The 19,615-nt window shown below is 37.0% G+C and carries 20 protein-coding genes and 1 tRNA gene; 16 read left to right on the forward strand and 5 right to left on the reverse strand.

What is annotated here, in order from left to right; genetic code table 11:
- Nucleotides 1–4: 4 nt before the first annotated feature.
- The 11 genes from ligA (at nucleotide 5) to LF20184_RS02990 (ending at nucleotide 10,665) form a co-directional block, all read left to right on the forward strand.
- On the forward strand, nucleotides 5–2,020 hold the full coding sequence (ligA, locus tag LF20184_RS02935) for an NAD-dependent DNA ligase LigA (RefSeq protein WP_010020773.1): 2,016 nt from the start codon (nucleotides 5–7) through the stop codon (nucleotides 2,018–2,020).
- A gap of 10 nt (nucleotides 2,021–2,030) precedes the next feature.
- Nucleotides 2,031–3,164 carry a CamS family sex pheromone protein gene (locus LF20184_RS02940; protein WP_010020772.1) on the forward strand — a complete coding sequence of 378 codons (1,134 nt, stop codon included), beginning with the start codon at nucleotides 2,031–2,033 and terminating at the stop codon, nucleotides 3,162–3,164.
- 14 nt (nucleotides 3,165–3,178) lie between these two features.
- Nucleotides 3,179–3,478 carry an Asp-tRNA(Asn)/Glu-tRNA(Gln) amidotransferase subunit GatC gene (gene gatC / locus LF20184_RS02945; protein ID WP_010020771.1) on the forward strand — a complete coding sequence of 100 codons (300 nt, stop codon included), beginning with the start codon at nucleotides 3,179–3,181 and terminating at the stop codon, nucleotides 3,476–3,478.
- On the forward strand, nucleotides 3,478–4,935 hold the full coding sequence (gene gatA, locus LF20184_RS02950; protein WP_010020770.1) for an Asp-tRNA(Asn)/Glu-tRNA(Gln) amidotransferase subunit GatA: 1,458 nt from the start codon (nucleotides 3,478–3,480) through the stop codon (nucleotides 4,933–4,935). The genes gatC and gatA overlap by 1 nt, the downstream gene beginning before the upstream one ends.
- On the forward strand, nucleotides 4,935–6,365 hold the full coding sequence (gene gatB / locus LF20184_RS02955) for an Asp-tRNA(Asn)/Glu-tRNA(Gln) amidotransferase subunit GatB (RefSeq protein WP_010020768.1): 1,431 nt from the start codon (nucleotides 4,935–4,937) through the stop codon (nucleotides 6,363–6,365). Before gatA ends, gatB begins: the two co-directional genes overlap by 1 nt.
- 12 nt (nucleotides 6,366–6,377) lie before the next feature.
- A complete protein-coding gene (locus LF20184_RS02960) occupies nucleotides 6,378–7,385 on the forward strand; it encodes a diacylglycerol kinase (protein WP_010020766.1) in 1,008 nt (335 codons plus the stop codon).
- A 373-nt stretch (nucleotides 7,386–7,758) separates the two neighbouring features.
- Nucleotides 7,759–9,117 carry a 23S rRNA (uracil(1939)-C(5))-methyltransferase RlmD gene (rlmD, locus tag LF20184_RS02970; protein WP_010020765.1) on the forward strand — a complete coding sequence of 453 codons (1,359 nt, stop codon included), beginning with the start codon at nucleotides 7,759–7,761 and terminating at the stop codon, nucleotides 9,115–9,117.
- Nucleotides 9,118–9,244: 127 nt separating this feature from the next.
- Nucleotides 9,245–9,847 carry a DUF3841 domain-containing protein gene (locus tag LF20184_RS02975; RefSeq protein ID WP_010020764.1) on the forward strand — a complete coding sequence of 201 codons (603 nt, stop codon included), beginning with the start codon at nucleotides 9,245–9,247 and terminating at the stop codon, nucleotides 9,845–9,847.
- 58 nt (nucleotides 9,848–9,905) lie between these two features.
- On the forward strand, nucleotides 9,906–10,181 hold the full coding sequence (locus LF20184_RS02980; RefSeq protein ID WP_010020763.1) for a DUF2089 family protein: 276 nt from the start codon (nucleotides 9,906–9,908) through the stop codon (nucleotides 10,179–10,181).
- On the forward strand, nucleotides 10,174–10,464 hold the full coding sequence (locus LF20184_RS02985; protein ID WP_010020760.1) for a hypothetical protein: 291 nt from the start codon (nucleotides 10,174–10,176) through the stop codon (nucleotides 10,462–10,464). Before LF20184_RS02980 ends, LF20184_RS02985 begins: the two co-directional genes overlap by 8 nt.
- 12 nt (nucleotides 10,465–10,476) lie before the next feature.
- Entirely contained in the window at nucleotides 10,477–10,665 is a 189-nt protein-coding gene (locus tag LF20184_RS02990; protein WP_010020758.1) for a hypothetical protein, read from the forward strand.
- Here the strand turns inward: LF20184_RS02990 and LF20184_RS02995 are convergent, their stop codons facing one another.
- The 3 genes from LF20184_RS02995 to LF20184_RS03005 all read right to left on the reverse strand — a co-directional run bounded on the left by LF20184_RS02995 (nucleotide 10,666) and on the right by LF20184_RS03005 (nucleotide 14,259).
- Entirely contained in the window at nucleotides 10,666–11,535 is an 870-nt protein-coding gene (locus LF20184_RS02995; RefSeq protein ID WP_010020757.1) for an alpha/beta hydrolase, read from the reverse strand. It abuts the gene before it with no gap.
- The gene (locus LF20184_RS03000) at nucleotides 11,535–12,851 is read right to left on the reverse strand and encodes a PTS transporter subunit EIIC (RefSeq protein ID WP_010020756.1); all 1,317 of its coding nucleotides are present in this window, start codon (nucleotides 12,849–12,851) and stop codon (nucleotides 11,535–11,537) included. The genes LF20184_RS02995 and LF20184_RS03000 overlap by 1 nt, the downstream gene beginning before the upstream one ends.
- Before the next feature lie 67 nt (nucleotides 12,852–12,918).
- On the reverse strand, nucleotides 12,919–14,259 hold the full coding sequence (locus LF20184_RS03005; protein WP_010020755.1) for an APC family permease: 1,341 nt from the start codon (nucleotides 14,257–14,259) through the stop codon (nucleotides 12,919–12,921).
- Nucleotides 14,260–14,383: 124 nt separating this feature from the next.
- Between LF20184_RS03005 and LF20184_RS03010 the strand changes: the two genes are divergently transcribed.
- From LF20184_RS03010 to LF20184_RS03020, 3 genes are all read left to right on the forward strand, one after another.
- Nucleotides 14,384–15,379 (forward strand): Gfo/Idh/MocA family protein, encoded by a 996-nt coding sequence (locus LF20184_RS03010; RefSeq protein WP_010020754.1) that lies wholly within the window; start codon nucleotides 14,384–14,386, stop codon nucleotides 15,377–15,379.
- A gap of 1 nt (nucleotide 15,380) precedes the next feature.
- The gene (locus LF20184_RS03015) at nucleotides 15,381–16,607 is read left to right on the forward strand and encodes a DEAD/DEAH box helicase (RefSeq protein WP_010020753.1); all 1,227 of its coding nucleotides are present in this window, start codon (nucleotides 15,381–15,383) and stop codon (nucleotides 16,605–16,607) included.
- Nucleotides 16,608–16,669: 62 nt separating this feature from the next.
- A tRNA-Arg gene (locus LF20184_RS03020) sits at nucleotides 16,670–16,743 on the forward strand.
- A gap of 405 nt (nucleotides 16,744–17,148) precedes the next feature.
- On the opposite strand, the gene LF20184_RS13135 is transcribed toward LF20184_RS03020, so the two are convergent.
- Nucleotides 17,149–17,241 carry a putative holin-like toxin gene (locus tag LF20184_RS13135; RefSeq protein ID WP_219729201.1) on the reverse strand — a complete coding sequence of 31 codons (93 nt, stop codon included), beginning with the start codon at nucleotides 17,239–17,241 and terminating at the stop codon, nucleotides 17,149–17,151.
- Nucleotides 17,242–17,959: 718 nt separating this feature from the next.
- On the opposite strand from LF20184_RS13135, the gene LF20184_RS03025 reads away from it, so the two are divergent.
- Nucleotides 17,960–18,307, forward strand: a complete 348-nt coding sequence (locus LF20184_RS03025; RefSeq protein WP_099240428.1) for a hypothetical protein — start codon at nucleotides 17,960–17,962, stop codon at nucleotides 18,305–18,307.
- A 389-nt stretch (nucleotides 18,308–18,696) separates the two neighbouring features.
- Nucleotides 18,697–18,873 carry a hypothetical protein gene (locus LF20184_RS12680; RefSeq protein ID WP_010020748.1) on the forward strand — a complete coding sequence of 59 codons (177 nt, stop codon included), beginning with the start codon at nucleotides 18,697–18,699 and terminating at the stop codon, nucleotides 18,871–18,873.
- A gap of 394 nt (nucleotides 18,874–19,267) precedes the next feature.
- Here the strand turns inward: LF20184_RS12680 and LF20184_RS13140 are convergent, their stop codons facing one another.
- On the reverse strand, nucleotides 19,268–19,351 hold the full coding sequence (locus LF20184_RS13140) for a putative holin-like toxin (protein WP_418236080.1): 84 nt from the start codon (nucleotides 19,349–19,351) through the stop codon (nucleotides 19,268–19,270).
- Nucleotides 19,352–19,615 lie beyond the last annotated feature (264 nt).

A 19,615-nucleotide genomic window follows, 5' to 3' on the forward strand; every position in this document is an offset into this window, starting at 1 on the left:
AAGCATGGCTGATTTAACTAAAGAACAAGCTAGTCAAGAATTAGACAAAATCCGTCCCCAGCTAAACAGTTGGCGTGATGCTTATTACACTAAAGATGCTCCGGTCGTGGAAGATAACGTCTACGATAAGTTATACAATCGTTTATTAGAAATAGAACAAATGTATCCGGAATTAGTAACTCCCGATTCACCTTCGCAACAAGTTGGTGATGTGACTTTACCTGATTTCAATAAAGTAACCCATGATATTCCAATGCTTTCAATGGGGGATGTCTTTTCTGAAGAAGAATTAGCAGAATTTAATGACCGAATTGAAAAAAACGTTGGACATGAAGTTGATTATAATGTTGAATTAAAAATTGATGGTTTATCACTGTCATTAATTTATGAAAATGGTATCTTAGTTCAGGGCTCAACTCGTGGTAACGGAACAATCGGCGAAAACGTGACAGAAAATGTCAAAACTATCAAAGATATTCCTCAAAAACTCAGTCGTCCACTTTCAATCGAAGTTCGTGGCGAATGCTTCATGTCGAAAAAAGAATTTCTACGTTTGAATCAAGAACGTGAAAATGAAGGTCAACAAGTCTTTGCTAATCCAAGAAATGCTGCTGCCGGTAGTCTTCGTCAACTCGATCCTAAGGTAACGGCTTCAAGAAAACTCGATACATTTATGTATACGATCGTAACTTTTGATGGGATGAATGTTACAACTCAACATCAAGCACTCGAAACGTTGCAAGAACTTGGCTTTAACGTTAATCCAACTGCTCAAGTAACGACTGGTTTAAAAGGTGTGCAAAACTTTATTGAACATTACGGCGAAGTTCGTGACGACTTAGATTACGGTATCGATGGGGTTGTTTTGAAGGTCGATGATTTGGCCTTGCAACAACAGCTTGGGAATACTGTCAAAGTGCCACGTTGGGAAATTGCCTACAAATTCCCACCAGAACAATCAGAAACAGTAGTTCGTGATATTACTTGGACAATCGGTCGAACAGGGGTTTTAACACCTACAGCGGTAATGGATCCAGTTCAATTAGCAGGAACGACTGTTTCCAGAGCAACTTTGCACAATGAAGATATGATTCGTCAAAAGGATGTTCGTATTGGCGATACCGTACTTTTGCACAAGGCTGGCGACATCATCCCAGAAGTTTCACAAGTAGTTTTGAAGAAACGTCCTAAAGATTCAGTACCAGCAGTGATTCCAACGCATTGTCCATACTGTGATTCAGAATTGATTCACCTAGAGGATGAAGTAGCGTTGCGTTGCATCAATCCTAAGTGTCCGGCTCAAGTCAAAGAACAATTGACTCACTTTGCTTCTCGAAATGCGATGAATATTGACGGCTTAGGACCTAAAATTATCGAGCAGCTTTATACAAAAGAATTGGTTAAAGATGTCGCTGATATTTATAAGCTGACGGCTGATGATTTAGCCACTTTAGATGGTTTCAAAGAAAAATCAATTAACAACTTATTAACAGCGATTGACAACTCCAAGAGTAATTCTGTTGAACGCTTGATTTTTGGCCTCGGGATCAGACATGTCGGTGCTAAAGCTGGTCGAATTTTGGCCGAGAACTTTGGCAGTTTGGATGAATTGATGTCAGCTTCTAAAGAAGAAATCCTAGAAGTTAACACGATGGGTGAAATTATTGCTGACAGTATTGTGACTTATTTTGCCAATGATGATGTTAAAAAGTTGATAAATGAACTAAAATCGGTAAGTATTAACATGAATTTTATTGGTAGTTCAAATTCTAATGAAACAAATAGCCATTTTACTGATAAAATAATTGTTATAACCGGAACTTTGCAAAATTATAAACGTTCGCAATTGTCTGAAAAGCTTGAGAACCTCGGTGCTAAGGTCACTAGTTCAGTTACTAAAAAGACTGACATTTTGATTGCTGGTGAAAAAGCTGGTAGTAAATTGACCAAGGCTCAGCAATTAGGAACGCAAATTATTGATGAAACAACATTGTCTGAATATTTGGATGATGAAGAGTAGGAGAACAGATTTGAAAAAATTCTTAAAAACTACAACGTTACTATTAATGTGCTCGATTTTTTTAGCTGCCTGTGGTAATCTACAAGATTCCAGCCTCTCATCGGGTGGTAGCGATTCTTCAAAGAGTACGGTTCAGACTGCTTCATCGTCTGACTCTAGTAGTTACGATGTTTTATTAAGTGATGGAAAGTACAAAACTAGTCCAATTTCTGGCTTAACTGCGGCTGATAATGCTAATCAATTCAACAGCAGAAGCTTTGAAAGTGGTTTGATGAAATTGTCTAAAAAGCAATTCTCAACTAATTCATATGTTTTCCAAGAAGGCCAAGTGCTTTCTGCCAGCACGGTTAATAAGTGGTTAGCCCGCAAGAGCAAGAAGAATCCTACTGGATTGAATCCGGCTTCTAATGGTTCAACGGCTGCTAACAAACGAACACCAATGTATTTCCAACAATTGCTTGAAGAAGACTACCTTCAAAAGCAAGATGGCAAATATAAATTGGCTGGCATCTCGATCGGTGTTGCGATGAACAAGATCGATTACTACCAAAAGAAACAATACGGTGCGACCTACAAGACTTCTATTACAGAAGCTGAACAAAAAGAACAAGGTCAAAGAATTGCCCAAGAAATTGTTCAACGCTTGCGTAAAGATGATAAAGTGGGTAATATTCCTATTGTTGTGGGATTATATTCAGTAGCTCCTGCCGATACTTTAGTTGGAGGAAATTATTTCCAATATTCCTTCAGTAAGAGTGGCGAATTAGGTAGTTGGAAAGATTTAGAATACAAGAGCCAAATGTTGCCAGTTGTTAATGGTGATACAGCGATTAGCAGTAGCGATGCCGATGCCTTTTCTAACTTTAAGACACACATCCAAAATTACTTCCCTAATCTTTCTGGTGTCACAGCTCAAGCTCATTACGATGGCACGAACCTCAAGTCAATGGATATTACGATCAATACTCAATTTGATGGTTTAGCTCAAGTAACTAGCTTTACTCAATTCGTTCAACAGAGTGCCACTAAATACTTACCATCTGGTGCTGATTTGGATATCAATATTCAAACAGTCGACGAGCAACAGTCAGTCGTAACTAGAAATAATGGTAAATTCTATTCACATGTTTATGATGCAGATTAAAAAAGGAGAAACTTATGATTTCAAAAGAGGAAATTTTACACGTTGCCACATTGGCTAATTTGAAATTCCAACCTGACGAAGTTGATAGTTTTGTCGATCAATTAGATAAGATCGTCAACATGGAAAGCAAACTATCAAGCGTTGATACAACTGGAATTGAACCTACATACAATATGGGTGACACAAGTACGGTCTTCCGTGAAGATAAGGGGATTCACACTCAAACTAGAGAACAAATGCTTGAAAATGTTCCTGAAACTGACAACAACCTTATCAAGGTACCAACAATTGTTGACAAGGAGGACGACGAATAGTGGATTACATGAAGGAAACAATCAATTCATTGCACCAAAAACTTGCTGACAAAGAGTTGACTGCTCAAGATTTAACACAACAAACTTTAGATGATATCAATGCTAAAGAAGACAAATTAAACGCCTTTATCACAGTTAACGATAAGGCTGTTGATGATGCTAAAAAAGTTGACGAAAAGGGTATCAACGGACGTTTAGCTGGTATTCCAATCGCTATCAAGGATAATATCGTCACAAATGGCATCAAGACTACTGCTGCAAGTAAGATCTTGTACAACTTTATGCCAGTTTACAGTGCTACAGTTCTAGAAAAACTAGAAAATGCTGGTGCAATCGATATTGGTAAGACTAACCTTGATGAATTTGCTATGGGTTCATCTACTGAAACATCACACTTTGGAACAAGTAAGAATCCTTGGGACTTCAGTCGTGTTCCTGGTGGTTCTTCAGGTGGTTCCGCTGCTGCTGTTGCTTCAGGTGAAGTAGTGGCTGCTTTAGGTACAGATACTGGTGGCTCAATCAGACAACCTGCTGCCTTTAACGGAATCTTTGGTATCAAACCAACATACGGTCGTGTTTCACGTTGGGGCGTTATCGCCTTTGCTTCAAGTCTTGACCAAGTTGGTGTAATGTCAAAACGTGTTGAAGACTCAGCTGAAGTTCTTTCTGTCATTGCTGGACATGATGATCATGATTCAACTAGTTCAGAAAAAGAAGTTCCAGATTACCGTGCTAACTTGAACAAAGATATGATTGGCGTTAAGATTGCCGTTCCTAAAGAGTTCTATCACGAAGGCACACACAAAGATATTTTGGACAGTGTAAATAAAGCCCTTGAAGCTTACAAGAAGATGGGAGCTACTGTTGAAGAAGTCAGCTTGCCATCATTGAAGCATGCCGTTGAAGTTTATTACGTCCTAGCTTCCAGTGAAGCCTCATCTAACCTTCAAAGATACGATGGTGTTAGATATGGTTACCGTGCTAAAGACGTCAAGAACATCAAAGACTTGTTTGTAAACTCAAGATCTGAAGGATTCGGGGATGAAGTAAAACGTCGTATCATGCTTGGTACATTTGCTTTGTCTGCTGGTGCTTACGATGCTTACTTCAAGAAAGCTGCTCAAGTAAGAACTATCTTCATCAATGAAATGTCAAATGTCTTAAAGGACTATGACCTAATTATGGGACCTTCAACAACTACACCTGCTTTCAAGATTGGTGAAAAAGTTGATGATCCATTGGCAATGTACATGAACGATATTTTGACTATTCCTGCTAACTTGGCTGGATTGCCAGCTGCTTCAGTACCTGCAGGTTTAGCTGACGGTATGCCAGTTGGTCTACAAATTATCGGTAAACCATTTGCTGAACAAGATGTCTTCAATGCAGCTTATGCATTACAAGAAGAAAATAAATTCTATGAACAAATACCAACTGCACTTAAGGGGGAAGACTAATGAATTTTGAAACAACTATCGGACTAGAAGTTCACGTTGAACTAAAGACTAAGTCCAAGATGTACAGTCCTTCACCAGTTGCTTATGGTGCTGAATCTAACGTTAATACCAATGTGATTGACTTTGGTTTTCCAGGAACATTACCAACTGTAAATAAAAATGGATATCGTCTAGGTGTCATGGTAGCTTTGGCATTGAACGCTGAAATCGAACACCACACACACTTTGATCGTAAGAACTACTTCTACCCAGATAATCCTAAAGCTTACCAAATTACTCAACAAGACAAGCCATTAGGTCATGATGGTTATGTTGAAATTGAAGTTGATGGGGAAAAGAAGCACATCGGTGTTGAAGAACTTCACGTCGAAGAAGATGCTGGTAAGAATACTCACGGTAACAACGGTTATTCATACGTTGATTTGAACCGTCAAGGTACTCCTTTGATTGAAATTGTTTCAAAGCCTGATATGCATTCTCCTGAAGAAGCTTATCAATATCTAGAAAACCTTCGTAAGATCATCCAATTTACTGGTGCATCTGATGTTAAGATGGAAGAAGGTTCAATGCGTGTTGATACTAATATTTCAATTCGCCCAGTCGGTTCAGACACTTATGGTACAAAAGTCGAATTGAAGAACTTGAACTCATTCAACCACGTTAAATTGGGTCTAGCTTATGAAGAAAAACGTCAAGCTAACATCTTGAAACAAGGTGGACACATCGGTCAAGAAACTAGACGTTTTGATGAAAAGACTGGCGAAACATTCTTAATGCGTGTTAAGTCTGGTGCTGACGATTATCGTTACTTCCCAGAACCTGACTTGCCAGATTATGAAATTTCACCAGATTGGGTTGCTGAAATCAAAGCTAGTTTGCCAGAATCAGCTGCCAAAAGACGTGTTCGTTACATCAACGAATTAGGAATTCCTGAATATGATGCCGGCGTTTTGACAGATACTAAGGAAATGTCTGACTTCTTTGATGAAGCCGTTTCTTACAAAGCTAATCCAAAACTAGTTTCTAACTGGTTGATGGGTGAAGTTAATGGTTACTTGAACGAAAAGAAAGTTGGTTTGTTAGATACTAAGTTGACACCAGAACACTTAGCTAAGATGATCAATTTGATTTCTGATGGAACTATTTCTTCTAAGATTGCTAAGAAAGTCTTCAAGGAAACAATCAGTAACGGAACAGAACCAGAAGAATGGGTTAAGTCTAAAGGTCTTGTTCAAGAATCTGATCCTGCTGTCTTGAAACCAATGATTTTGGAAATCTTGGACAACAATCAACAATCAATCGATGACTTTAAGAACGGTAAAGATCGTGCTGTCGGTTACTTGGTTGGTCAAATCATGAAACAAACACACGGACAAGCTAACCCTAAAGTCGTTAACAAGATTTTGATGGCAGAGTTAAATAGTCGTTAGTGAGGGAAAGATATGCGTGCTAGACTGATATATAATCCAACTTCAGGCCACGAGACCATGAACAGTAATGTTGGAGACATTTTGAATATTATTGAAAAAGCTGGTTATGAGGCTAGTGCCTATCGAACGACACCGAAGAAAAACTCAGCTAAAGATGAAGCCAGACGAGTAGCTAAAGAGGGCTTTGAATTAGTAGTTGCTGCTGGTGGGGATGGTACGATCAATGAGGTTGTCAACGGAATTGCCGATTTGGACAAACGTCCAGAGTTAGCGATTATTCCGGCCGGGACAACTAATGATTACGCCAGAGCTTTGAAGATTCCCCGTGATGATGTAGTTGAAGCAGCTAAAGTTATTCTTAAAGGTCAAAAATTGCCAGTCGACATCGGTCAAGCTGGTGAAAAATACTTTATTAATATCGCCGGTGGTGGGTCGATGACCGAATTGACTTATGAGGTTCCTTCAGCTTATAAATCAATTTTGGGATACTTGGCTTATCTCGTTAAAGGTGCTGAATTACTACCAAGAGTTAGTCCAGTTGATATGCACATTGAATACGATGATGGTGTATTCGATGGCAAAGCAACAATGTTTTTGATTGGTTTGACTAATTCAATCGGTGGAATGGAACAAATTGCCCCTAACTCAGTAATTGGCGATGGGACATTCTCATTGATCATTGTTAAAGAGACAAACTTGCGTGATCTCGTACATTTGATTGCGTTAGTTCTTAACGGTGGTCGTCATGTTTACAATCCAAAGGTTATTTATACTAAGACGAAGAAAATCTCGGTTCACGCCAACGATGGCAATCGTCTGATGGTTAACCTCGATGGTGAATATGGTGGGGATGCGCCAATGGTATTCACTAATTTGCATAATCATTTAAATATTTATGCGAATGTGGATTCTATCCCGCTCAAAGCAATTGACACATCAACTCTTAGTGAAAAAGATGCTGGTGAAAAGATCATCGAAGAAGAAAAAAATCTTGACGATGATAAAAAAGAAGATAAATAAAAAAGAATTTAGAAGTGGATCATATTGATTCTTTCTTAGTTAGGTTAGTATTTGAACTGCTGTCACTACCGACTAGATAATGTTTCGTTTCTTTTATATTAAATAATTAAGAAATAAAGAATAGAACAACTATCTAGTCCGGAATAGCGAAGAAAATTGGCTCAAATGTGAAATTTCTCTTGGCAATTTATTGCCTAGTGAAAGGTCGAGCTTGAAGACTTTGCCCGGTCTTGGTCTTAGCAAAGGCTCCAAGTCGTGCCCACATTGTTCCAGCCAAATTTTCTTCGCTATGGAGGACGGAATACTTCAACTAACTAAGGTTAAGAAAGAATCTCATTTTTGGACACTTCTTTTTTCTATGTATAGGTGAAAAATGGAAAAACCAAATTTAAAAAAGAACCAAGAAATAGAATTGAATATCGAAGATTTATCATACGAAGGTAAGGGTGTTGCTAAAGTTGACGACTTTACACTCTTCGTTGACAATGCTTTGCCAAATGAAACAGTTAAGGCTGTTATTACTCGTGTGAATAAAAACTTTGGCTTTGCGAGAACTTTGGAAGTTTTGAAGGAATCTCCAGATCGTGTTCATGATATCGATGCAGTTTATGCTCAAACTGGAATTGCTCCTTTGAGTCATTTGAAGTATGACAAACAACTTGAATTCAAACGTAATCAAGTCGTAACTGACTTTGACAAGATTGGTTTGAAAGATGTTGTTGTTAATAAGACTTTGGGAATGGAATCACCATTCAACTACCGTAACAAGGCTCAAGTGCCTGTCCGCCAAGTTAATGGTAAATTGACAACTGGTTTTTATCGTCGTCGCTCACACGATTTAGTACCAATGGAAAACTTCTTGATCCAAGATCCTAAGATTGATGCTGAAATCTTGCGTGTACGTGATATTTTACGTAAATACAATGTTCGTGGTTATGATGAAAAGAATCAAAAGGGTCAAATTAGAACTATCATGGTACGTCGTGCTTACTTTACTGGTGAGATGATGATTGTCTTAGTTTCTCGTACGCCTGATATTTCTCATTACAAAGACATCACGAAAGAAATTTTGGACAACCCAGAAGTTAAGTCATTGTTCTTGAACATCAATTCAAAGAACACTAATGTGATTTTTGGTCAAAAGATGACTTTATTAGGTGGCAAGAAGTACATTGACGATGAAATTTTGGGTCACACTTATCGAATTTCACCACGTTCTTTCTACCAAGTTAACCCTGTTCAAACTCAAAACTTGTATCAAATGGCTATCGACAAGGCTGAACTCACTGGTAAAGAAAATGTTGTCGATGCTTATTCTGGTATCGGTACAATCGGTTTGTCACTTGCAGATAAGGCTAAACACGTTACTGGTATCGAAGTTATCGAAGACGCCGTTAAAGATGCTGACCAAAATGCTAAACTCAACAACATCACAAATGCTGACTTCGTTGTTGGTAAGACTGAAGATGTATTGGACGAATGGGCTAAAAATGACATCTCAGTTGATGTTTTGATGGTCGATCCTCCACGTAAAGGTTTGGCTAGTTCTTTGATTGATTCATTGAAGAATATCAAACCAGAAAAGATTGTTTATATCAGTTGCAACCCAGCCACATTGGCTCGTGATTTGTCATTGTTAAGCGATACTTATGAAATTGGCGATGTGACACCAGTTGATATGTTCCCAATGACGAACCATATTGAAAGTGTTACTCAACTTAAATTGAAATAGTTATTAAAAAATTCCTTCGAAAATTTATTTTTTTGAAGGAATTTTTTGTATGCTGTTATTTTATTGAATGTGGCAATCAACTCAACGTATAATTATGAAAATCAAAAGTAAAAAAGGATAATAAATCATGATTGTATGGACGATTCAGCCGTATGAGGTGTATCAACAACTGATGGAAAATGGAGTCTTTTATTGTAATCCGGCTAAATCGGAGAATTTAGAATTCGATAATTTTCAACTGGCCTATAAGTGGATGACTCAAAAAATGATAAAAAAAGTTGGTCTACCACCTAAAGAAATAAGAACACCTATCTGGGCTTGGTATCGTAGTAATAATTTCACGCATAAAAGGCCGGACTTTCGACGTTGGAAGGGGTTCGATGATGCAGTCTGTATTGAACTTGATGTTCCTGAAGAACAAGTACTATTGAGTGACTTTGAGGGGTGGCATTTTGTATTAAATGATTGGTTCTATTCATCAGCGACCAGTGAAGAAGAGTGGGATAAATGTGATAAGTGGTTTGATAATTTGAGTGAGAATGAACAAGCTCAAGTTAAAGAAGCATCTTGGCAACGAATTTTTGACATTACCATACAACATGGTGAATGGACCCAAAATGGATTTGCTGTACAGGGATGTTTTTGGGAAATTAAAAAAGAGCAAGTTCGGACAGTTTGGCGTTTACAAAAGGGAAAAAAGATTTATAAAATAGATTCATTACATATTTAACTTTATCTTTAATAATGTTAAAATAAAATAAACAAAGTTAAAGAAGAGGAGGCGGATAATGAATTGGTTTATAAATTTAGAACCAGAGGATCAAGAATTTATTAAGGAGTTTGTTTTAGCCTCAGGTTCTTTGAAACAATTAGCCAAAAATTATGGGGTCAGTTATCCGACGGTTCGTTTGCGTGTTGATAAATTGATTGGTCAGATTAAGTTATCAGATCAAAACAAAGATTCATTTGAAGTATCGATCATGCAGATGGTTGTCGATAAACAATTAGAATTTGACGTTGCAAAAAAAATAATCGAAAAGTATGAGGACAGTAAAAATGAGTAGTTTTTTGTTGATTTTATTTATAGTTGCTTTAATTGCCTTTCAGTCCTTTACTGGTTACAAACAGAATAAATATTTGGGAGCAATTATCCCGGTAGTTTTTTGTGCGATAGTACTTTATTTGATGATGATGACAGATTATCATTGGAATTTACGTAATATTGTAATGCCGATGATTGGATTGGCCAGTTTTATTGGGATTTACAACGCTGGTAGTGAATCAAAAAACAAGAAACTGCAGCAAGAATTGGATAAAATGAAAGCAAAAGACAGTATGAAGAAATAAGGGTAGATATCGATGAAGATAATTTTTGCGATTGGAGCAATCTTAATAGCAATTTGGCAGATTGTTGTTTCTAAGCAGTATTTCGACAGTATAAAAAAACAATCAAGTCCAGTGATTTTGGCCTTGATTGCTTTGATATTTAGTTTAATTTTTGCGGCAGTATTGTTAATTTGGGGTGTCAAAACTTTGATAGGTTTCTAATCAGGGTTTGGGCACTTTTTTATTTGGTGCTTGGTTGATGCCGTTGCCAACGATGTATTGATGAAAGATGTTGATAAACTGTTCATTGTCGATCATATCGGAATGTTGAGCCTTAGAACCAGTTAAGGTAATTAAGGTGTAACGTTTGATGTGACCTTCGTAAATGTATTTACCCGCATCGACGCTACCTAGTGGAACGATTCCATCATCAGTATACAGTTGGGTTCCAGCAATTGAATAGTAAGTTAAATCAGTTGGAATTTTGTCACGATTCTTGATCAATTCGTGAAGCATTTGAGTCCGGTTGGCGGTGTTCTTTTCTTCAAAGTTATAAGGAGTTCCAACTGTCAGCATGTGGTTAACGCTGATTGAGGAGTCGTCGAAATAATCTTCAAAGAAGTAGGTCCAGATCAAACCACCATTAGAATGTCCGAAGGCATTGAAGGTATTGAAACGGTATCTTTGCTTGAGCTTATTAAAGGCGATGTTGAACCAAGCGGCTTGTTTCTTGATATTTGAATAACCGTCTTTATTATTTTCAAAGCCGACGACGATGAAAGGCTGATTGTCACTGGCCCGAACTTTACCGGTATAAGTGATTTTGCCATCAGTGTGGACGGTCATTTTCAAAAGAGAATGATGCTCGCCAAATTGGTTGTTGATAGTTTTTACTAGGCTATCGAAACGATTAGCAGAAGCACTAGAACCGGGGATCATGATGACAGGCGACATGGGTGAGTTGTATCGTCCAGCTAAAGTCGTAACATTTTTTCTGGTCCAAATGTAGGAAGGCACACCCAAGACGATGAAAATTAAAATCAAGAAGATTAGATATTTGATGTTTTTATTCTTTCTTAAGTCACGGCGCATTACTTAACACCTTCTTCAAGACTTAAATTGTCCAATATTTTGACCTTTGCGGCCATTTTGACGAAGGGGATATAGATCCATGTCGAAATAATTACCGCCAAAATTGAGAACAATAGAGCTCTCCAGCTGCCGTTTGTCCCGATGAAGGCAATTAGTGGTCCTGGCGTTCCAATGGGCACAGGATAGACGCTAGGTGGCATTAAATGCAAAGCTATGGCAACAGCAGCCATTAACATGTTGGCAATTGGTGCTAGGATAAATGGAATCAGAAAAATAACATTGAACAAAACTGGGATTCCTGTCATAACACCACTACCAATATTAAAGATGCTAGGAACCATGGCCCAACGAGCGACCGTTTGAAAATTTTTATCTTTAGAAATAATCAGAATAGCGATAATCAAGCCAAGGACTGAACCTGTCCCACCAAAAGTAGCAAAGGCATGATAGAGAGTTGAACTAGTGAAGGGGTTAGGAGCATTCCAAGCAGTGTGTTTTTCCAGAGCGTAATTCAAATTAACAGTAGAAAGAACATCCATTTTTTCAACGCCGAGAGCTGAATAAGTTCCTGACCAGCCAAAGAAGGACATGATCAGAGTATAAACTGAAAAGATCAGTGTTTTGAATAGTTGAGCCCAATCATTATTAGAAGTGTACTCAGAAGCGAGTGAATTGATGAAATTGCCGGGAGCTTCTGAATAGTAGGTGATGTTGACGAAAACACTAATTAACATCGCAATCAATAGTGAAAAGACGATTGGTTTCAAAGAGATGAAGGTTCTTTCCAAAACGTTGTTGTTGGGAGTAGTAGGAACTTGCTGACTACATTTCTTGAACAACCAACCGATAAAAATACCCCAAAGAATTGCAAAGAGTAAGCCTTTCATTCCTAAAATTTGGGGATGAAATGAGATTGGTTGAACTTTTGAGTAGGAGTAGTCGATAATCAAGAATGAACTGATACCAGTGATACCAGCTAACTGATCATCACGATTGAAATACTTGGCACTGTATTTAGCAGCCCCAAAGACAGCAATCACCGATACCCAACCGAGTGACATGTTGTACAAACCATTAGCAATATCTTCAATTTCTCGATAAATAAGGTCATTACCGATCGTAGGGAAGATGTCAGTTAAGAAACCCTCTCGACCCAAGACGATGGTTTGAATGATTTTGACAAAACTACCGAATAAGGCGAATGGAAAAATCAACAACAGAGTTCGCTGGATTATCCGATATAACAGCAATTTTTGAATTCTTAAAGTTAAATGAATTAGTTTTTCTTCAAACTTATTATTAAATTGAACTTGCATGAAAAGACCTCAATTTTTTCATTTATGTTTCCAAGAAAAGTATAACCTCAAACAAAAAAGGCCGCCATTATAGCGACCTTTTTTTATTGAAATAATGAATGTAATAAACTGGCAAGCCTAATAAGGTAATTCCAATTCCCATGAAAGCTAATCCTGGTTGTCTAAGCAAAGTAGAGATAATGATGTAACCCCCACCAGCCAAGGTAATCAGCGGTGGAATCGGATAGAAATTAATTTTGTAAGGACGTTCCAATTCTGGTTCGTTGCGACGTAAAATGAATACTCCAATGAACATCATCATCGAAAAAATCCACATTACGAAAACTAACATATCGGTAAGGTAATCAAAACTACCCATGAAAATCATCACGATAGCAATGATAGTTTGAATCAAACCGGCATTAGCGGGTACACGAGTTTTTTTAGTAAGTTTTCCAAAGAATTTTGAAAAGACGATTTCATCATCAGTTCCCAAAACGTAACTGACACGTGGACCAGTCATTGTGTAACCATTAACGGAACCAAAGACTGAAATCAAAATACCGATCGTAACGATTTTTCCACCAATATCACCGAAAATTCTGATGGCAGCTTCAGAAGCCGCATTTTGATTTCCAGGGATGAGATGGAAAGGCAAGAATTTGATGAAGACAAAGCTAATCAAGACGTAGATTAAAGTGATCAAAAACAAACCAACGATAATTGATCTAGATAAGTCTTTTTCCGGACGCTTCATTTCACCGGCTAAATTACCAACGTTCATCCAACCGTCGAAAGCAAACATCGTTGCTAACAATCCGCCACCCAAAGATGACCAGAAATTAGCGTGTGTTCCTGAATTGATTGGAAAGAGTGAAACGGCATGCGTTGATGGTGTAAATAAACCAACTGCGATGATCAAAACAATCGGAACTAGTTTAGCAATTAAAGAAATTGATTGAATGCTTCCACCGACTTTGGCACCGAGCAAATTGACCAAATATAAGAAAATTGCCAAGGTAATAGCGATTGGAATTTGCCAAGTACTAGGAAGGTTCAAAAGATTCATAACTTGTGTCGCAAAAATAATCGATAATGCAGAAATTCCTGCAGGATAGTAAATAACTGATTGAGCCCAAGCTAAAAGAAATGCTGGAACTTTACCATAGATATATTCAATATATTTATAAATACCACCAGCAACGGGTAATGCGGAGGCAAGTTCAGCGACCGTCAAACCAGCGTTGATTGTAATGAAACCAGCTAATAGCCAAACTAAAATCGTCAGACTAGAAGAACCAGTAGCCGTTGTAACGCTAGAAATCTTGAAGAAAACTCCACCACCGATAACTAAGCCCATAACTGTAGATAGTGCTGGAAAGAAACCGAGATCCCTCTTGAGGCTAAATTTATCTGTTTCGTCGTTCATAAAGTAAAAAGTGCTCCCCTCAAATGGTTAAAATAAAATTATATACCATATTGTTAATACTACGAAACTTTTTTTATGGTAATTACGCTTACATATAAGTAAAATTGAACTTAGAGGTGATTTTATGATTAGTTTAGGAATAATAGGAACAAATTGGATCACAGAACAATTTATTAAGGCAGTAGATGAGACGAAGACTTTTGAACTGACGCATGTCTATTCAAGAACGTTGGAGAAAGCTCAGAGTTTTATCGCTGATTTAAAAAAGCAAAATATCGACATGAGTACTGATTTGAATGACTTCTTCAAGAAGGATTTTGATACAGTCTACATTGCATCTCCAAACGCTTTGCACTTCAGTCAAGCTAAGTTGGCGATTGAAAACAACAAGAATGTGATTGTGGAAAAGCCAAGTACTTCTAACATTCAAGAGTTCAGTGTTTTGGAGAAGCTGGCTCAAGAAAAAGGCTTGTACATCTTTGAAGCTGCTAGACACATTCACGAACCGATCTTTAAGAAGATTGAAGAAATCGTTGATAAACATCGTGATGAACTCAGTGGAGCAACCTTCTCATACATGAAATATTCGAGCCGTTATGACGCCTATTTAGCAGGTAAGAATCCTAATATCTTTACAACTAAATTCTCTGGTGGTGCTTTGTATGATTTGGGCGTTTACACAGTTTATGATGCTGTCGTCTTATTCGGTCAACCAGAAAAAGTCGAATATAGCGCTGAATTTCTCAGTTCAGGTATCGACGGTAGCGGTAGTTTGACTTTGAAGTATCCAAACTTTGATGTCAATATCATTATCGGTAAGACGAAGAATTCTTACATGTCATCTGAAATTTACTTTGGACGTGACACTTTAGTCCTAGATAACGGTGGGGATATTCATCATCTTGATTGGGCTGACGACAATAAGAATGTTACAGATGTACCAACAGTTAAGAGCCAAAATCCTATGGATTCTGAAGCTAGAGAATTTGCCAGAATTATGTTAGAAAAAGATTCGGCTACTTATGATAAACTGTTAGGATACGCTAGAATAGTAAACAGAGTTCTAGAACAAGCAAGAACAAGCGCAGGTCTTGTTTTTGAAGCAGATGAGGAAAAATAAATTGGAAATACCAAAATTATATCAAGCTTATTTTGAGCAAAACCATTTTGAAACTTTGACTAAAATTCAAGATGCAGTCTACATGCCTTTTAAAGAGGGCAAAGATTTAGTCGCCATGGCACCAACTGGATCTGGTAAAACGTTAGGATTCGTTATGCCAATGATTGAGACACTCGTGCCTAAAGACGGATTACAAGTGTTGATATTGGAACCTTCACAGGAACTAGCCATGCAAGTTAGAGATGTTATCCAACCACTAGCAAAGTTAGTTGATTGCAAGGTTCAAGCATTGACTGGTGGGGCTAATCCAACTCGTCAATTGAAGAAATTGAAAGAAAAACCAGAGATCATCGTCGCTACTTTGGGCCGTTTGAATGAATTAACTGAAGCTAGAAAAGTTAAACTCGGCAATTTAAATACAGTTATCGTTGATGAAGCTGATGAAATGTTGAATGAAAGCAAGTTGGAGAGTGTTAGAAAAACTATTTCACAAATGCCAGCCGACGTACAAATGACTTTCTTCTCAGCCACAGGCAACGATATTTTCCAAGACATGCACAAGTGGTTTGGACAAGACTTTCTAGTTATCGACCAAAGAAACGACACTAGTTATACGGCTGGTATCAAGCATTATTTCGTTGATGCTAATAGTGAATTCATCAAGAATGCAATGTTACGTGAATTAGCTCATGACAAGAAATTCTTAGGAATTGTCTTTTTCAATAATTCTCGTTCCTTGCACAAAGCTATCAGTGATATGAATCATGATAAAACTAATTTCGTAACGCTAGATAGCAAGATGTCCTCTCAACAAAGAAAAACAGCCATCCAATTGTTCTCTAACAAGCGCGTTAACTTGTTATTGACAACTGACGTAGCTGCTCGTGGAATGGATATCGCTGACGTTAATACGATCGTCAATTACATGGTTCCTCGCGATAACAGTGAATACGTTCACCGTGCTGGTCGTACCGGAAGAATGGGTAGGAGCGGTAATGTAATTACTTTTGGTAACAGTCACGATATGAGAAACCTCCAAGATATCGTTGATGTAACGCTTAAAAAGGTCTACATTGACCATGATGGTAAGCTTACTAAGAAGCCAACCTTTGATAAAAAGAAACGTTATAACGATAAAAATAAATCAAAAGCTGCCGCTAAACCTAAGAAACGTTTGCGTGATCAGAAGAATAAAGGTAAACGTAAGTTCCACAAAAAAGAAGAATAAAACTAAATCAAACTACGTTAGAATATGCACACTTTTTGCGTTAAAATAAAAGGTGTGCTTATGGTCCCTTGGCCCAGTTGGATAGAGCAACTGCCTCCTAAGCAGTAGGTCCCCGGTTCGATTCCGGGAGGGATCATTTTAACCATTTCCTTATGATATCATGATATATGATATGTTTTCTTCATGTTATAACTATTAGGTAAGGATGGAACCCTGTTAGGGACCATCTCTTGCGGTTTTGGTGGAGAACTTTAATAATCCGAAAAGGTTTATGGTGATTTCGATTGTTAGGGTTCTTTTTTGTACTAAAATTTCATAGGTATCATTATCTCTTCTTTTTTCTATACCTTATGATTTATAAACTCTGTTAAATCAACGTTTATAAATCATAAGAATTTGTATTATTGATGAAAAAATAGAGATGGGTTATAATGTGGATGTAATAAAAAAGGAACCGATGCGGTAACATCGGTTCTCCTGCAAGCCGCTAGAGGCGGTGACTAGCTTAAGATTAGTAAATAACCGTTAAACCTGTCAAAGTTTATGGACGGTTATTTTTTTGGTTAAACTTTAGAATTAATACAACCAACGTCGCAAATGAAATCATTAACGATAACGCTTGGTATACGCTCATGCTGCCCTTTCTCGGGGCGACGCGCACTTCTTTTAGTTTTATCCATAGGCATCACCTCGCAATTGTTCGGCTAGCCACCGCCTTAACTTCTTACATTATTCATTATCCATGAAAAGCGGCTTAATTCAAATTGTTTTGAGTCTATTAAGGAAACTTTTAAATTTTTTTATTTTATATATAAGTATTATTTACTTAATACGACATCCTAGATATGATGATAATACGACATATCATGGAGGGATGAAATTTGAAAAGGTTGACGAGTGGAAACTGGGTTTTTATGTTGGATATGGGAAATGTAGATTTATTGCAGCATTGTTCATAGCCTAACTTTTTTGCAACGTTGACGCACGGTAATATTGAAAATCAAGAAGTTCATATTGCCAACTTTGATGATCAATTACGAGATGAAATCCTTCATGATATTGAAATTACATCGAGAATAAAAGATGAAGAAGAACTAAAAAAAATATTTTATTTATTTAACAAAATAGGTCAGTACTCATGCCATAGGCATATTTGATGATTAATCATTGCTTTGGTATACTAAAAAAGCGGTCGGTGTAATCGGTTGCAGACCTTAATTGACGGCATCCCTTCAGGGGGATGTCTTTTTTTATAATGTAGTAAGTTGTGATTTACTTTTAAATAACTCGAGTTATGATGTGAATGTAATAGATAGATAACGAAAAGAAGTAAATAAAAAGGATGAATTAAAATGAAAAGATTTGATCAAGAAATTTTATTGTCTACCACTCGTACAGATGATGATAAAGTCGGACATCCATTTTTGATTCAGAATACGTTTTATGATCGCCATGGAGAAATAAAAAAAAGAACTTTAGAGATAGATCCTAAATCAGATGCATATGAATATTTTTATATTCAATTTTCAAGTGATCGTTATCAACCGGATCAATATAGATTAATTTTAAGATTGGATAGTTTTAAGTGCGGTGGTATTGATTATGCTGAAGCTGTAAAGGGAAAAATCGATCAGATGATTTCATTGGGGGAGAGTATAAACGAACAATTAAAAAAAGAAGGATGGATTGAATTTAAGTGATTTTGTCCTTTGGAATGTTAATGAATATAGGATATAATTCAATTATAGAAAGCGGATATTTTTGGCACATTTTTGAAGTAAAAAAAAGTTTGTGAAAAAATCTATCCGCCGCATCCACTGTCCTGCAAGGAGTAAAGAACCTGCTAAAAAAACAGGTGCATTTTGGTTCTATTCCGGGAGGAATCATTTCAACCATTTTCTTATGATATCTTTGACCCAGATCTTTTTTGACACACTCTTGAAATATCAAGAAAAATACATTTTTTGTGTGATTAATTAAAGTGACTTCTTTTCTAATAGTGAGGGCATCTTAAGCAAAAAACTTTCGTATAATCAATTAATGAAGTGTTGTGATTGAGATAAACTCTAAAGACATTTGGAGGTAAAAAATGAATGAAGAAGAAAGTTATAAACCTTATTCTGCTAAAAGATGGCATGGACAATTGAGCGATTTAGAAACAATTAAACATGGACATCCAACAAAGGAACAAAAAGCTCGGATGGAAGAGTTTAGAAAGGGATGCAGAGAATTAATAGAAAAGCGTAAACGTGAAGGCAAACCTTAGATATTATGATATATGATATGTTTTCTTCATGTTCTAATTATTAGATAAGTATGGAACTCCGTTAGGGACCATCTCTTGTGGTTTTGATAGAGAGCTTTAATAATCCGAAAAGGTTTATGGTGATTTCGATTGTTAGGTTCTTTTTTGTACTAAAATTCCATAGCTATCATTATCTCTTTTTTTCTGTATCTTATGCTATAAACGCTGTTAAATCAACACTTATAAATCATAAGAATTTGTATTATTGATGAAAAAATAGAGATGGGTTATAATGTGGATGTAATAAAAAAGGAACCGATGCAGGTAACATCGATTCCCTTGTAAGCCGCTAGAGGCGGTGACAAACTTAACTTGTTAAAAAATAACCGTTAAACTGGTCAAAGTTTAGTGACGGTTATTTTTTTTGATTAAACTTTAGAATTAAAACAACCAATGTCGCAAATGAAATCATTAACGATAATGCTTGGTATACGCTCATGCTGCCCTTTCTCGGGGCAACGCGCACTTCTTTTAGTTTTATCCATAGGCATCACCTCGCAATTGTTCGGTTAGCCACCGCCTTAACTTCTTACATTATTCATTATCCATGAAAAACGGCCTAATTCAAATTGTTTTGGGCCTATTAAAGAAACTTTTAAATTATATAAAAGTATTATTTACTTAATATCACATCCCAGATATGATAATAATAGGACATATCTAGAAGGAATAAGATTGAAAAGGTTGACGAGTGGAAACTGGG

It is taken from the genome of Companilactobacillus farciminis KCTC 3681 = DSM 20184 (assembly GCF_002706745.1).
Classification (GTDB): domain Bacteria; phylum Bacillota; class Bacilli; order Lactobacillales; family Lactobacillaceae; genus Companilactobacillus; species Companilactobacillus farciminis.